A 15,411-nucleotide genomic window follows, 5' to 3' on the forward strand; every position below is an offset into this window, starting at 1 on the left:
ACCTCCCTACAGCTTGATTTCGATGTTCACGTCGGCCGGCAGGTCGAGACGCATAAGCGAGTCAACAGCCTTCGGCGTGGGGTCGATGATGTCGATCAGACGCTTGTGAGTACGCATTTCAAAGTGCTCACGGCTGTCCTTGTACTTGTGGGGAGAGCGGATAACGCAGTACACGTTCTTCTCCGTCGGCAGCGGCACGGGGCCCACTACCGTTGCGCCTGCGCGCGTGACCGTCTCAACGATCTTCCGCGCTGAAACATCAATGACCTCGTGGTCATATGACTTCAGCCGGATGCGGATTTTTTGTCCCGCCATGTCGCCTGACTCTCTTTCAGTCTGTGCTGCCCTCGAATAAAGGCTGCCCTGTTCACTTACGTGTTGTATGTGGCTGCCGAAGCATTTGAAGTAGTACTACCACCCGCCGCACAAGCTGAATCCGGAGGGATCCGGGTTCCTCAACTTGCCGGTGTAACCGACCCCCGCGGTCGGGCGTGTCGCGATTTCCACGCAAACGCGTCCGACTTCCTTTGGGGATCTGGGTTATGTTTGGGCTTCAGCTTGGACCCTGGCACCCGGCATTATCCGGATCGGGACGCGAAGAAGCGCTTGAACAACTCACCTAGTATGCCGGAATTCCCCGGCATAAGCCAATCGGGCTTCGTCCGACCATTGCCATCGGCTCCTGCGCTCGGGATGATGGGGGCATGACCGTCCAAGATGCTGCCACTGTGGGGGATCTTGCAGGCCGCATCCGGCCGGACTTCACCCTGGGCGTCGCCGCGGCGGCCTTTCAGATCGAGGGATCGCTCACGGCGGACGGACGCGGACCGTCAAGCTGGGATGCATTTGCCGAGAAACCAGGAGCGATCGTCGACGGGCACTCCCCCGCAGTCGCGTGCGACCACTACAACCGGACAGACGAGGACATTGCCCTCATGCAGGACCTGGGTGTGGACTCCTACCGGTTCTCCCTCTCCTGGCCACGGATCCAACCCGGCGGCAAGGGACCCATCAACCAACAGGGCCTGGACTTCTACGACCGTCTGATCGACAAGCTCCTCAAGGCCGGGGTCTCCCCCATGGTGACCTTGTTCCATTGGGACACTCCCCTGCCGTTGGAGCACGACGGCGGCTGGCTGAACCGGGCGACGGCAGAACGGTTCGCCGAATACTCCGCAGCGGCCGCACACCGCTTCGGTGACCGAGTAGCGCAATGGGTCACCCTCAACGAACCCGTTTCGGTCGCATTGCAAGGATATGCGCTCGGCGTCCACGCCCCCGGCAGGCGGCTGCTTTTCGATGCCTTGCCGGCCGCCCACCACCAGTTGTTGGGCCACGGCCTTGCCGTCCAGGCCCTACGCGCTGCCGGCGTGGCGGGAAGTATTGGCGTAGCCAATGTCCATTCGCCCGTCCGGCCCGCAACTAAACGCTTGGCCGACGTTCTCATGGCCAAGGCCTTCGACCTCATCTTCAACCGGGTGTATGCCGATCCCATCCTCCTGGGGCGGTACCCGAAACCTCCGCTACAGGTGAGGCCGTGGTTCCGGGCCTTGCACAAGGTCGGGGACGAGGATCTCAAGACCATCCACCAGCCGTTGGATTTCTACGGCTTGAACTACTACTACCCCGTCAAGGTAGCTTCGGGCCGCGGCGACGGGGGAACCCCCGTCAGCAACCCGGAGATGATGGCCAAGCTGCCGTTCCACCTGGCGGCCTTCCCGGAATACGAAACGACGGGATTTGGCTGGCCCGTGGCTCCCGAACACCTCGGAATCCTGCTGCGGGAACTCAAAGACCGGTACGGGGCAGCATTGCCTCCACTCTTCATCACGGAGAGCGGCGCGAGCTTCCCGGAGCCGGACCATACCCGGGGTCCAGTGCACGACGCCGATCGCATCAGCTACCTTGCTTCGCACCTTGGCCAGGCTTTGAGGGCCACGGGCCCCGGAGGGATCGCCCACGACGTCGAACTGCTGGGTTACTACGTCTGGACATTGCTGGACAACTTCGAATGGGCCGCCGGATATTCCCAGCGATTCGGGCTGGTGCACGTTGACTTCGACACCCTCGAAAGAACCCCCAAGGACTCGTACTACTGGTACCAATCCTTGAGCAAGGCACGCAGGAGCTGATTCGAGCCCCGTTTGTGGACCGATCGTGCTAAATCAATCTTTCCTGTTGGCCCGATTGATGCGCTTGGCGCGCTCGATCTCGCGGCGGAAGTATTTCCTTCCCCACATCACGCCAGCTACCACCACAACCACCACGACCAGAAAAATGAGCCATCCCATTCCGCATTCCTCCTTTGAGGCAACGCTATCAGGGCGCGGTCCTGTTGAGGCGCCAGACGGCAAGGACGATCAACGCCAAGGCGATCACGGCGAGCATCGCGAAGGCATAGGAACGAAGCGCCCACATAACACTGAGGGCAACGCCTGCGGCACCCCACCATACAAACATGCGCTCGGCGAGGACCAGTCCGGCAAGCAGTAGCACCGCGCATCCGATGAGGACCCATAGTTGCTGTGTCACAGTGCCCGTGAAGACGCTGCCTGGCACTATCGAGAGGAGGCCACCGAGGGACAACAAGCCTGAGGCGAGGCCCAACCTGATACGCCCCTCCAGCCTGTTCCCCGCGTAATAGCGCAGCCCTGCCAAAACGGCACCGAGGACCGTGAACCACTGCACCACCCAAAAGAGCTCCGGCCTGGATCCGTGGACGAAAAGGATCGCCCGCTGCGCAGCGGCAAGGACCAGCACCGCACCCAGCTCGGCGACGGCGAATCTGATGGCCCGGGGTGCCTCTAGGAAAGCCACCGCCACCACAGCGCCGAGCAAGCAAGTTCCTGCCAGAGCGGTGCCATCGTGCAGTAGGCCTGCAACTGCGGCCAGGGCAAATCCCCCTCCTGCCGCTACTGCGAGCGACAACTTGCGCACGGGCTGCGACCCCACCCCCCGGATCCGGGACCAACGGACAGCGTAGAGAACAGCGGCTGTTCCTGCGCAGCCCAGGAGCCACGGGAGGAAATCCGCCCATTGAGCCCCGGTCCGGCCAACGATCGGAGCCTTTTCCAAGGCAGAAGAGGCGAAGACCGTAGCCCCGACGAGGCTCGCGGCGGAGGCAAGCGGGTAGAAGCCGGGCATTCCCTCGACGTGTGAGGCCACGAAGCACACTATGGCCAATACCAGTCCCGCCATTCCCGTGGCGGTGTCCGACACGTCCACTGACAGCGCTCCACCGGCGCCGGTGAAAGCCACCGCCGCCACCAGCCAGAACCAACGTTCAGGGACGCCGCTTCCCGGCTGGACGAGTAGCCTCACAACAGTCACCAAGAGTGACATCGCGAGCAGCACCAGGGACACCGCCAACTGGTCGAGGAGAGGTGCGGCAAGCCACGTCCCGGAAGGGAAGGACACCTCGGGTCCGGCTGCCGCCACCGCCGCGATCGACGCCGGAATGGTGAAATACACAGCGCCTCGGGCGGTGAAGATCATGTTCGCGGCAACGGCGGAAACCAACAACACGGCCAGCTCAAGCAACAGGACCCAGCGGCCGCCGTCGTGGGCTTCCTGCTGAACCACAGACGAAAGGTACGTCGCAGGCAGCGCGGCCTGCGCGCCGAGGGTCACCCACACTGCTGCCTGTTGGAAGGGAATCTGCTGCAATCGGTTCCGCATGAGCCAGCGGATGATGTGCTGCAGCTGCAGGACGCCCGCGAAAGTCAGCGATACCACCGTGGCGGACGCTGAGAGGTCATGGGCAAAAACCGCGGCAACGGCGGCCGTGAGAAACCTGGCGGTGATGAAGTAGATGCCCTTCGCAGTGCGTTCGGGCACCGCGGCCACCATGACGGCGCTGAATACGGCGAAGATGGCAAGCAACGCCTCGACTTCGTGAAGGTGCGCACCGCGAAGCAACAGCAAGAGCGCCAACGTCGCCGGTGCGAAGACCGCGGACGCGCCCTCCGAGCGAAGCATGAACCCCGCCGCCACAGCCGACACCGCCATGATGATTGACACCGCCACCGCCTGCCAGCTTGCAGCCGCGGAGCTGTCGAAGTAGCTCCCGGAAATGCTCACGACGGCGGCACTGGCCATGAAGGGCAGCACCACGGCAGCGTCAAGGGCCGCGAGACCTCGATCAGGGCCTCGTAGCGCCTCCGCGAGGGGCGGAATCAGTTGGAGTGCCAATGCCACGAAGACCACGCTGGCAAGCTGAAGCCGCTCCCCCGCCACCACCAGGCCGCCTCCCTCCCGGAGCAACTGCAGATAGGCTGTGCCGGCGAGCAGGGTGACGAGCCCACGGGCGGCCCACCAATAGCCGCGGCGGTGCAGGGTGCGGGGAAGGCGGAGTGCCTGAACGCTGAAGTAGACCACGCCAACGAGCAACACAACGTTTCCCGAAGCCACGGACACCGCCCCGAAGGACAACGCCCCCGCCCAGGCAAGGGCTGCCGGCGCGAGAAACTCAACCACCCTTCCGCGCAAGGTAGCTCTCACGGCTTTTGGGAACAGCGTCCAGCCAAGCAACGCGACAGCGAGGACATGACCGACGACGGCAGACACTGTCAAGGGCTGGCCCGGCGCTTGCTCGAACAACACAAGCAAAGGCATCCCTGCCATCCCGGCACCGGCAAAGGCTGCGAGGCAGGCCGTCGGCGCGAAGGTCCTGACTCCGGAGCGGATCAGCGCGGCTTCCACCAGCAGCTGGAACGTCGCTGCGGCAAGAAACGCCAGGACGACGGCGGCAATGCGGTCGGGATTCTCCGGCAATATCCCCACTGTCATCGCCGGGACGCCGAGAGTGAGCGCAATCCGCCCCGCCAAGACAAACACCCTGCGCTTGGGCTCCGTTGGCCTCCTTGCCCGCAACAGCCAGAACGCGCCGGCGGTAGCCAATAGGGCCGCCGTCGACCAACCGCCCAGCTCATCGACAAACGGAGCAGCCACCACAATGGCTGTCGCAGGGAGCCACTCGGCCTGCCCTCCCAGCTTCCACGCCAGGACCAGACTGCACACGAGGGTCGCGAACAACGGGATCCCCAGAGGCGTCTCGGAATGCCACACCAAGATGGCGCAGGCCGCCATGAAGACGGCGGCCAATTGAAGGCCGAAGCACACCACGGCATCAATCCAGCAGCGCCGGATCGCCTGGGGTGTGCCCGGTACCGGGAACCAACGGGCGAGCCGGCGGCTGTCGAATGCCGACCACAGCGACTGCAGTGCAAAGAGAACGGCCGCGGCCAGCAGCACTTCCGGCAGCCCAAGCCCGGCGTCGGACAGGGCCACGAGGAAAGCCACGGTGAATGAGAGCCTCGCCGCATAGAACTGCGGGAGCCGGAACACGCCCTGGGGAATGGCAGCCATCACGGCGAAATACAGTCCACACGCCATCATGATCATGGCGTACTCACCCTTCCCCAGATGTTGGGGCACGAAGCTGGCGGCCAATGCAACGAACGGCACGACATAAGGGTGGAGGGACATCAAAGGCCGGACATAGACCGGCGGAAGCCAGCGCGGTCTGCGCATGGCCGCCAGGGTCAGGACCGCGGCGAACCCGATCAGGGAAGCGAAATACCAGACAAGGGCGCCGCCCAGCATGGATACGCCGGACCAAGCAGCGGAGACCACGAAGCTCAACGACAGGAAGGCGAGAACCCTGTTGTCGAGTCGTACCGCGGCGACAACGTAGGCCACTGTCCCAACGATGGACGTGACTAGCCAAGCGGCCAGGCCGTTGTGCAACGCGAAGTTGTACATCGCCAAACCCGTCACGGGGATCAAGGCAAGGCCCGTTCCCGCAAAGGCGATCGCGGCGGGCCGCAGCCTGGGAGCCCTTGCGTGGAGGATGAAACCCCCGGCGTAGAAGGCAGCAGTGATGGTCCAGACACCGGCAAAGCGGAGGACAGACGGGAGGCTAGTGCCGATGAACAGTGCCGAAGCGGCGACCAATAGAAGGCTCGCCACATACAGTGTGACGTTGATGTTCTGCCGATCCCGTTTCAGTTTCCGGGCCGCTTGCTCCTCTCGCAGTGCCTCCGGCGGGATCCGGGCTCCTTGCGGATGGATGGGGAGTGGGCCGGGCATAACAGGAACGGGCCAAACCGGGGCGGCCTGGGCTGGCGGGGTGGTTTGAACTGGAGCAGTCCGGACCGGGACCGTCTGGACGGGAGCAGGCGCGAACGTTTGACCGCGTTCCGCGCCTGGCGGGCGGGAAACCCCTTCCTGCGAGGGAGCACCCTCGCGGTGAGCCTCGGCGTCGCGCCATCCTGCCAGGTGACCAGCCAGATAGCCTGAGCGATACTGCCGGACAGAATCGTCAGCAAGCCGTTGGGCGGCTCTTGCGGCAAGGGATCGAGCTGTCGATCTCCCTGAGGAGTATGCCACCAAAGCGGTGACGAAGATGACAAGCAGTACGAGGATGGTGCCAAAGAAGCCAGACATTCCTGCTCTCCTGTCCAAGGACGACGAAGCCGCACAGGCTTTGGATTCGCAAGGGCACGGATCCACGCTTCGCTATTAATCCATTCGATAGATAAACCATAGCAAAGAAGAACCCCGCCACGATAGTGACGGGGTTCTTCTTTGGTTTGCTACCGGTCGCCAGGCGGCCGGTCCTCCACCGATCTAAAAGTAGAAACTACTTGAGGATCTTGGTGACACGTCCCGAACCAACGGTGCGGCCACCTTCACGGATTGCGAAGCCGAGGCCCTCTTCCATGGCGATCGGCTGGATGAGCTCAACGGTCATCTCAGTGTTGTCGCCGGGCATAACCATTTCCGTGCCTTCCGGCAGGGTGATAACGCCGGTTACGTCCGTGGTGCGGAAGTAGAACTGCGGGCGGTAGTTCGAGTAGAACGGGTTGTGACGTCCGCCTTCGTCCTTGGAAAGGATGTAGACGTTGGCCTCGAAGTCGGTGTGCGGGGTGATGGAACCCGGCTTGACGACAACCTGGCCACGCTCGACGTCGTCGCGCTTCAGACCGCGGAGCAGGAGGCCACAGTTCTCGCCGGCCCATGCTTCGTCGAGCTGCTTGTGGAACATCTCGATACCGGTAACGGTGGTCTTCTGGACCGGACGGATACCAACGATTTCAACTTCGGAGTTGATCGCGAGGGTACCGCGCTCGGCGCGACCCGTAACAACGGTGCCACGACCGGTGATCGTGAAAACGTCTTCGATCGGCATCAGGAACGGCTTGTCGCGGTCACGAACCGGGTCCGGAACCGAGTTGTCGACAGCTTCCATGAGGTCCTCGACGGACTTGACCCAAACCGGGTCGCCTTCGAGTGCCTTGAGGCCGGAAACACGTACAACCGGAGCGTCGTCGCCATCGAAGCCCTGAGCGCTGAGCAGCTCGCGAACTTCCATTTCAACGAGGTCGAGAAGCTCTTCGTCGTCGACCATGTCGGACTTGTTCAGCGCGACCAGCAGGTAGGGAACACCAACCTGGCGGGCGAGCAGAACGTGCTCGCGGGTCTGAGCCATCGGACCGTCAGTGGCGGCAACCACGAGGATCGCACCGTCCATCTGTGCAGCACCGGTGATCATGTTCTTGATGTAGTCAGCGTGACCCGGAGCGTCTACGTGTGCGTAGTGGCGCTTCTCGGTCTGGTACTCAACGTGGGAGATGTTGATGGTAATACCACGCTGGCGCTCTTCCGGAGCAGAGTCAATCGACGCGAAGTCGCGCTGCTCGTTGAGAGTGGGGTACTTGTCGTACAGCACCTTGGAAATGGCGGCAGTCAGCGTCGTCTTACCGTGGTCAACGTGACCAATGGTGCCGATGTTGACGTGCGGCTTAGTCCGCTCGAACTTTGCCTTTGCCACAGGTTCCTCCTAGAACGATTTCAAGTGAGTTGCTCCTCGGCCGCGCTTTTCGCGGCAGAAACTCCAGCAAGTCTACTTGGGGGCTTTGGATTTGGTGAAATTGCAGATTCAGGGACCACTATCGGGACCTGGAGTCTGTTCGCACAGGGACCGGACTGCTGCCTGGGCTACAGCCCGGCGCCTGCGCTGAATGCTTTCCCGGAACGGGCAAACATCCTGGTTTATCCGTCGGTGATTACTCGCCGCGGTTCTTCTGGATGATCTCGTCGGCGACTGCCTTCGGGACCTCGGCGTAGCTGTTGAACGTCATGGAGTACACAGCACGGCCCTGGGTCTTCGAACGCAGGTCACCGATGTAGCCGAACATGCCGGACAGCGGAACGTGCGCGCGGATCACCTTGACGCCGGCGGCATCTTCCATGGACTGCATCTGGCCACGGCGGGAGTTCAGGTCACCGATTACTTCACCCATGTATTCCTCAGGGGTGCGGACCTCAACATCCATCAGCGGTTCGAGCAGAACCGGGTTCGCCTTGCGTGCGGCTTCCTTGAAAGCCATACGGCCGGCGATCTTGAACGCCATTTCCGAGGAGTCAACATCGTGGTACGCGCCGTCAATCAGCGTGGCCTTGATGCCGACAACCGGGTAGCCGGCCAGAACGCCGTCGTTGAGTGCATCCTGGATGCCCGCGTCAACGGACGGGATGTACTCGCGGGGCACGCGGCCACCGGTGACCTTGTTCTCGAACGCGTAGAGCTCGCCGTCGGCGGTGTCCATCGGCTCGATGGCGATCTGGATCTTTGCGAACTGACCCGAACCACCGGTCTGCTTCTTGTGCGTGTAGTCGTGACGCTCTACAGCGCGCTTGATGGTTTCGCGGTAAGCAACCTGCGGCTTGCCGACGTTTGCCTCGACCTTGAATTCGCGGCGCATGCGGTCCACCAGGATGTCCAGGTGGAGCTCGCCCATGCCGGCGATGATGGTCTGACCGGTGTCCTCGTTGAGGGAGACCTGGAAGGTCGGGTCCTCGGCGGAGAGCTTCTGGATGGCCGTGGAGAGCTTCTCCTGGTCACCCTTGGTGTTCGGCTCGATGGCAACCGAGATCACGGGCTCCGGGAAGCTCATGGACTCGAGGACGATCTGGTTGTTCGCGTCGCACAGGGTGTCGCCCGTGGTGGTGTCCTTCAGACCGATCGCTGCGTAGATGTGGCCAGCGGTAGCGCCCTCAACAGGCATTTCCTTGTTGGCGTGCATCTGGAACAGCTTGCCGATGCGCTCCTTCTTGCCCTTGGTGGAGTTGACCACCTGTGCGCCTGCTTCCACGTGACCGGAGTACACGCGGATGAAGGTGAGCTGGCCGAAGAACGGGTGCGCGGCGATCTTGAACGCCAGGGCCGAGAACGGCTCTTCGGCAGAAGGCTTGCGGGTGAGCTCCTTCTCTTCGTCGCGCGGGTCGTGACCGACCATGGGCGGGACGTCGAGCGGGTTCGGCAGGAAGTCGACAACAGCATCCAGCATCGGCTGTACGCCGCGGTTCTTGAAAGCAGAACCACAGAGAACCGGGTAGAGCTCGGAGTTGATCGTCATCTTGCGGATGCCGGCCTTGAGCTCCTCGACAGTGAGTTCTTCACCCTCGAGGTACTTCTCCATGAGTTCTTCGGAAGCCTCGGCAACAGTCTCAACGAGCTGTGCACGGTATTCCTCAGCCTTGGCCTGAAGATCAGCGGGGATCTCCTGGACCTCGTACTTGGCACCCATGGTGACGTCACCCTTGGCATCGCCCGGCCACACCAGGGCGCGCATCTCAAGGAGATCCACAACGCCGATGAAGTCGTTCTCTGCACCGATCGGCAGCTGGAGGACCAGCGGCTTGGCGCCGAGGCGGCTGATGATGGTGTCTACGGTGAAGTAGAAGTCAGCGCCGAGCTTGTCCATCTTGTTGACGAAGCAGATACGCGGCACGTTGTACTTGTCGGCCTGGCGCCAAACAGTCTCGGACTGCGGCTCAACGCCTTCCTTGCCATCGAAGACAGCAACGGCGCCGTCGAGGACGCGCAGCGAGCGCTCGACCTCAACCGTGAAGTCCACGTGGCCCGGGGTGTCGATGATGTTGATCTGGTTCTTGTCCCAGAAGCAGGTCACGGCGGCAGACGTGATGGTGATGCCGCGTTCCTTTTCCTGTTCCATCCAGTCGGTCGTCGAAGCACCGTCGTGCGTTTCGCCGATCTTGTGGTTCACACCCGTGTAGAACAGGATGCGCTCGGTGGTGGTGGTCTTGCCGGCATCGATGTGGGCCATGATGCCGATGTTGCGGACCTTGCTAAGGTCGGTAAGCACGTCCTGTGCCACGGTGTCTCCCTTTCGGATGGACTACACGTTCGCCGCCAGCTCAGGGAGCCGGCGGCGTACGGGAAGTTTTACCAGCGGTAGTGTGCGAAGGCCTTGTTCGACTCGGCCATCTTGTGGGTGTCTTCGCGACGCTTCACAGCGGCACCGAGACCGTTGGACGCATCCAGGATTTCGTTCTGGAGGCGCTCAGTCATCGTCTTCTCGCGGCGGGCCTTGGAGTAGCCAACCAGCCAGCGGAGAGCGAGGGCGGTGGAACGGCCCGGCTTGACCTCAACGGGAACCTGGTAGGTTGCGCCACCGACACGGCGGGAGCGGACCTCGAGGGAAGGCTTGACGTTGTCCATTGCCTTCTTGAGGGCGGCGACGGGGTCGCCACCGGACTTGGCGCGTGCACCTTCGAGTGCGCCGTAAACGATGCGCTCTGCGGTGGACTTCTTGCCGTCGATCAGAACCTTGTTGATCAGCTGGGTGACCAACGGGGAACCGTAAACGGGATCGGAAACTAGCGGCCGCTTCGGGGCCGGACCCTTGCGAGGCATATTACTTCTTCTCCATCTTTGCGCCGTAGCGGCTGCGGGCCTGCTTGCGGTTCTTGACACCCTGGGTATCGAGGGCACCACGGACGATCTTGTAACGGACACCCGGAAGGTCCTTCACACGACCACCACGGACCAGCACGATGGAGTGCTCCTGGAGGTTGTGGCCAACACCGGGGATGTAGGCGGTAACTTCAACGCCACCGTTGAGGCGCACACGTGCAACCTTACGGAGAGCCGAGTTCGGCTTCTTCGGGGTGGTCGTGTAAACGCGGGTGCAAACACCGCGGCGCATCGGGCTGCCCTTAAGCGCGGGAGCCTTGGTCTTGGAGACCTTCGGCGTGCGGCCCTTGCGGACCAGCTGGTTAATCGTAGGCACTTTCGTGTTCTCCGTTGGTTGATCTCTGCTCCGCGCCCAGGCGTTGGCCTGTGTTTGCGTGAGAGCTTTGGCGTTGTCCATGCGGCCCAGGTCCGAAGACCCGATGGGCGTGCAAAAGTGCGGCATTCGTTGCGCACGTAGCCCGCAACCCGGAAACAGGCTCCACCCAACATCATGAGAACAAAACCGAAATGATGCTGCGGCGGCCTTCATCCACTGCCACACAGAACAATTACCAAAATTCTAGCATGGCTTGATCTGAGGCCTTAATCGGGTGTAAGGGGCGAACGACGACGGCGGGTGCCGCCCGCCGTCGTCGGGCACCTTCGCGGACGGAGGGCCCCAAACGGGAAGGACCCCGCACTCGCCGAGTACGGGGTCCTTCCTTTGCGATACAGACTCCGCCGTCAGCGGAAGTCGTTGCCGAGATCGTAGTCATCCAGCGGGATGGCGTGGAACTCGGGAGCTCCGTCGCCGCCCAGGGCGTCATACGAGAAGTCGGTGAAGGCGCTGGGGCCCGTGAACAGGCTTGCCTTTGCTTCTTCAGTCGGCTCCACGGTGACCTCGGTGTAACGGGGCAGGCCCGTACCGGCCGGGATGAGCTTACCGATGATGACGTTCTCCTTGAGGCCAAGCAGCGGGTCGCTCTTGCCTTCCATGGCCGCCTGCGTCAGAACGCGGGTGGTCTCCTGGAAGGAAGCGGCCGACAGCCAGGACTCGGTTGCCAGAGATGCCTTGGTGATACCCATCAGTTCCGGACGGCCGGAAGCCGGGGTACGGCCTTCGGACACCACGCGACGGTTCTCGTCTTCGAAGCGGCTGCGCTCAGCGAGCTCGCCCGGAAGCAGATCGGAGTCGCCGGATTCGATGACGGTCACGCGGCGCAGCATCTGACGGACGATGACTTCCACGTGCTTGTCGTGGATGCCGATGCCCTGGCTGCGGTAAACGCCCTGGACCTCGTCCACCAGGAACTTCTGGGCGGCACGCGGACCCATGATGCGCAGAACCTGCTTCGGGTCCACCGGACCGTTGATCAGCTTCTGGCCGACGCTGACGTGCTCGCCATCCTCGATGAGGAGGCGGGAACGGCGCAGCACCGGGTAGGCGATCTCCTCGGAACCATCGTCCGGGGTGATGATGAGGCGCATCTGGCGCTCGGACTCTTCGATGGCGATGCGGCCGGCTGCTTCAGCAATCGGTGCAACACCCTTCGGAGTACGGGCTTCGAAGAGCTCCTGGATACGGGGCAGACCCTGGGTAATGTCGTCCCCACCGCTTGCGGAAACAGCACCACCGGTGTGGAACGTACGCATCGTCAGCTGGGTACCGGGTTCACCGATGGACTGTGCGGCGATGATGCCGACGGCCTCTCCGATGTCCACGGTCTTGCCTGTAGCCAGCGAACGGCCGTAGCAGAGCGCACAGGTACCGACCTTGGACTCACACGTGAGCACGGAACGGACCTTGACCTCGGTAATGCCGGCTGCGAGCAGCTCGGCAATGACGACGTCGCCGCAGTCGGTGCCGGCAGCTGCCAGCACCGCACCCTTGGAGTCGACGACGTCGACGGCGAGGGTACGTGCGTAGGCGCTGTTCTCGACGTTCTCGTCCAGGACGAGCTCACCATTGGAGTCCGGCACGGCGATTGCGGTCATGAGACCACGCTCGGTGCCACAGTCCTCTTCACGGACGATGACGTCCTGCGAAACGTCCACCAGACGACGGGTCAGGTAACCCGAGTTGGCGGTACGCAGCGCGGTATCGGCCAGACCCTTACGGGCACCGTGCGTGGCGATGAAGTATTCCAGCACCGACAGGCCCTCGCGGTACGAGGACTTGATCGGACGCGGGATGATCTCACCCTTCGGGTTGGCCACAAGACCACGGATACCCGCGATCTGGCGGACCTGCATCCAGTTACCACGTGCACCGGAGGACACCATGCGGTTGATGGTGTTCATCGGGGACAGGCTGTCACGCATCGCCTGGGCGATTTCGTTGGTGGCCTTGTTCCAGATCTCGATCAGTTCCTGGCGACGCTCGTCGTCGTCGATCAGGCCCTTGTCGTACTGGCCCTGGATCTTGGCAGCCATGGTCTCGTAACCGGCCAGGATGGCCGGCTTGGAGGTGGGCACCTCGATGTCGGAGATGGCCACGGTGACGCCCGAGCGGGTTGCCCAGTAGAAACCGGCGTCCTTCAGGTTGTCCAGCGTTGCGGCCGTGACAACCTTCGGGTAGCGCTCTGCGAGGTCGTTGACGATCCGGGAAAGCTCGCCCTTGTCGGCAACAGCCTCAACCCACGGGTAGTCCTCCGGCAGGGTCTCATTGAAGAGAACCTGGCCGAGGGAGGTCTGGACCAGTGCGACCTGACCCGGCTCCCAACCTTCCGGAGCTTCCCAGCCGGCGTAAGGGACAAAGCCCTCAAGGCGGATCTTGACCTGGGAGTTCAGGTGCAGCTCGCGGGCATCGTAGGCCATGATGGCTTCCGCGACCGATGAGAAGATCCGGCCTTCGCCGGCGGAACCAACGCGCTTGGTGGTCAGGTGGTACAGACCGATGATCATGTCCTGCGAAGGCAGGGTCACCGGGCGGCCATCAGACGGCTTCAAGATGTTGTTGGAGGACAGCATCAGGATGCGGGCTTCAGCCTGGGCTTCGGGGCTCAGCGGCAGGTGGACTGCCATCTGGTCGCCGTCGAAGTCGGCGTTGAAGGCGCCACAAACCAGCGGGTGAAGCTGGATGGCCTTGCCTTCAACAAGCTGCGGCTCGAATGCCTGGATGCCGAGGCGGTGCAGGGTAGGTGCACGGTTGAGCAGCACCGGGTGTTCGGTGATGATCTCTTCCAGTACGTCCCAGACCTGCGGGCGGTAACGCTCGACCATGCGCTTTGCCGACTTGATGTTCTGCGCGTGGTTGAGGTCAACCAACCGCTTCATCACGAACGGCTTGAAGAGCTCCAGGGCCATCTGCTTGGGCAGACCACACTGGTGCAGCTTCAGCTGCGGGCCGACGACGATGACCGAACGGCCGGAGTAGTCGACGCGCTTGCCGAGCAGGTTCTGGCGGAAACGACCCTGCTTGCCCTTGAGCATGTCGCTCAGGGACTTCAGCGGACGGTTGCCCGGACCCGTGACCGGACGGCCGCGACGGCCGTTGTCGAAGAGGCTGTCAACAGCTTCCTGAAGCATGCGCTTCTCGTTGTTGACGATGATCTCCGGAGCGCCGAGGTCAAGCAGTCGCTTGAGTCGGTTGTTGCGGTTGATCACACGGCGGTAGAGGTCGTTGAGGTCGGAGGTCGCGAAGCGGCCACCGTCCAGCTGGACCATCGGGCGCAGTTCCGGCGGGATCACCGGGACGGCGTCCAGAACCATGCCAAGCGGGCTGTTGTTGGTGGTCAGGAATGCGTTGACAACCTTCAGTCGCTTGAGGGCGCGGGTCTTGCGCTGGCCCTTGCCGTTCTGGATGGTGTCGCGGAGGGACTCCGACTCTGCCTGCATGTCGAAGTTCTCAAGACGCTTCTTGATGGCTTCGGCACCCATGGAGCCTTCGAAGTACATGCCGTAGCGGTCGCGCAGTTCGCGGTACAGGCCTTCGTCACCTTCAAGGTCGGCGACCTTGAGGTTCTTGAAGCGGTCCCAGACCTGCTCGAGGCGCTCGATCTCAGCATCCGCGCGCTTGCGGACGTTGGCCATCTGACGGTCCGCGGAGTCGCGGGCCTTCTTCTTGTCCGCAGCCTTGGCGCCTTCACCTTCGAGGCGGGCAAGCTCGTCCTCAAGGTCGCGGGCGATCGTCGCGATGTCGCTGTCGCGGTTGTCGACGAGCTGCTTCTTCTCGAGGTCGTGCTCCACCTGAAGGTTCGGCAGTTCCGCGTGACGGCTCTCGGTGTCGACGCTCGTGATCATGTAGGCGGCGAAGTAGATGACCTTTTCAAGGTCCTTCGGTGCCAGGTCAAGGAGGTAGCCCAAGCGGGAGGGAACACCCTTGAAGTACCAGATGTGCGTGACGGGAGCGGCCAGCTCGATGTGGCCCATGCGCTCGCGGCGCACCTTGGCGCGGGTGACTTCAACGCCACAACGCTCGCAAATGATGCCCTTGAAGCGCACGCGCTTGTACTTGCCGCAGTAGCATTCCCAGTCCCGGGACGGGCCGAAGATCTTCTCGCAGAAGAGGCCGTCCTTCTCGGGCTTGAGCGTGCGGTAGTTGATGGTTTCCGGCTTCTTGACCTCACCGTAAGACCAGCCGCGGATGTCTTCCGCGGTGGCGAGGCCGATCTGCATGAGGCCGAAGGAGGATTCGCTGGACATATGGT

The 15,411-nt window shown here is 62.7% G+C and carries 9 protein-coding genes; 1 reads left to right on the forward strand and 8 read right to left on the reverse strand.

Going from position 1 to position 15,411, the window contains the following annotated elements; translation table 11 throughout:
* Positions 1 to 6 precede the first annotated feature (6 nt).
* Entirely contained in the window at positions 7 to 315 is a 309-nt protein-coding gene (gene rpsJ, locus LFT47_RS16195) for a 30S ribosomal protein S10 (RefSeq protein ID WP_003803825.1), read from the reverse strand.
* A 389-nt stretch (positions 316 to 704) separates the two neighbouring features.
* Between rpsJ and LFT47_RS16200 the strand changes: the two genes are divergently transcribed.
* Positions 705 to 2,132, forward strand: a complete 1,428-nt coding sequence (locus LFT47_RS16200) for a GH1 family beta-glucosidase (protein ID WP_236812280.1) — start codon at positions 705 to 707, stop codon at positions 2,130 to 2,132.
* Positions 2,133 to 2,165: 33 nt separating this feature from the next.
* On the opposite strand, the gene LFT47_RS21395 is transcribed toward LFT47_RS16200, so the two are convergent.
* The 7 genes from LFT47_RS21395 to LFT47_RS16230 all read right to left on the reverse strand — a co-directional run bounded on the left by LFT47_RS21395 (position 2,166) and on the right by LFT47_RS16230 (position 15,406).
* Positions 2,166 to 2,291, reverse strand: a complete 126-nt coding sequence (locus tag LFT47_RS21395; protein ID WP_272909588.1) for a hypothetical protein — start codon at positions 2,289 to 2,291, stop codon at positions 2,166 to 2,168.
* 28 nt (positions 2,292 to 2,319) lie between these two features.
* A complete protein-coding gene (locus LFT47_RS16205) occupies positions 2,320 to 6,447 on the reverse strand; it encodes a hypothetical protein (protein WP_236812281.1) in 4,128 nt (1,375 codons plus the stop codon).
* A 196-nt stretch (positions 6,448 to 6,643) separates the two neighbouring features.
* A complete protein-coding gene (tuf, locus tag LFT47_RS16210; RefSeq protein ID WP_028265109.1) occupies positions 6,644 to 7,834 on the reverse strand; it encodes an elongation factor Tu in 1,191 nt (396 codons plus the stop codon).
* Between the two features lie 235 nt (positions 7,835 to 8,069).
* Entirely contained in the window at positions 8,070 to 10,184 is a 2,115-nt protein-coding gene (gene fusA, locus LFT47_RS16215; RefSeq protein WP_236812282.1) for an elongation factor G, read from the reverse strand.
* A 68-nt stretch (positions 10,185 to 10,252) separates the two neighbouring features.
* Positions 10,253 to 10,723 carry a 30S ribosomal protein S7 gene (rpsG, locus tag LFT47_RS16220; protein ID WP_059387355.1) on the reverse strand — a complete coding sequence of 157 codons (471 nt, stop codon included), beginning with the start codon at positions 10,721 to 10,723 and terminating at the stop codon, positions 10,253 to 10,255.
* A 1-nt stretch (position 10,724) separates the two neighbouring features.
* The gene (gene rpsL / locus LFT47_RS16225) at positions 10,725 to 11,099 is read right to left on the reverse strand and encodes a 30S ribosomal protein S12 (protein ID WP_009358312.1); all 375 of its coding nucleotides are present in this window, start codon (positions 11,097 to 11,099) and stop codon (positions 10,725 to 10,727) included.
* A gap of 407 nt (positions 11,100 to 11,506) precedes the next feature.
* Positions 11,507 to 15,406, reverse strand: coding sequence for a DNA-directed RNA polymerase subunit beta' (locus LFT47_RS16230; RefSeq protein WP_236812283.1), 3,900 nt, complete (start codon positions 15,404 to 15,406; stop codon positions 11,507 to 11,509).
* Positions 15,407 to 15,411 lie beyond the last annotated feature (5 nt).

The organism is Arthrobacter sp. FW306-2-2C-D06B (assembly GCF_021789175.1).
Taxonomy (GTDB): domain Bacteria; phylum Actinomycetota; class Actinomycetes; order Actinomycetales; family Micrococcaceae; genus Arthrobacter.

Excerpts from the sequence above, each read along its gene's own strand:
- rpsJ (WP_003803825.1), bottom strand. The coding sequence starts at position 315 with ATGGCGGGACAAAAAATCCGCATCCGGCTGAAGTCATATGACCACGAG.
- LFT47_RS16200 (WP_236812280.1), top strand. The coding sequence starts at position 705 with ATGACCGTCCAAGATGCTGCCACTGTGGGGGATCTTGCAGGCCGCATC.
- LFT47_RS21395 (WP_272909588.1), bottom strand. The coding sequence starts at position 2,291 with ATGGGATGGCTCATTTTTCTGGTCGTGGTGGTTGTGGTGGTAGCTGGC.
- LFT47_RS16205 (WP_236812281.1), bottom strand. The coding sequence starts at position 6,447 with ATGTCTGGCTTCTTTGGCACCATCCTCGTACTGCTTGTCATCTTCGTC.
- rpsG (WP_059387355.1), bottom strand. The coding sequence starts at position 10,723 with ATGCCTCGCAAGGGTCCGGCCCCGAAGCGGCCGCTAGTTTCCGATCCC.
- LFT47_RS16230 (WP_236812283.1), bottom strand. The coding sequence starts at position 15,406 with ATGTCCAGCGAATCCTCCTTCGGCCTCATGCAGATCGGCCTCGCCACC.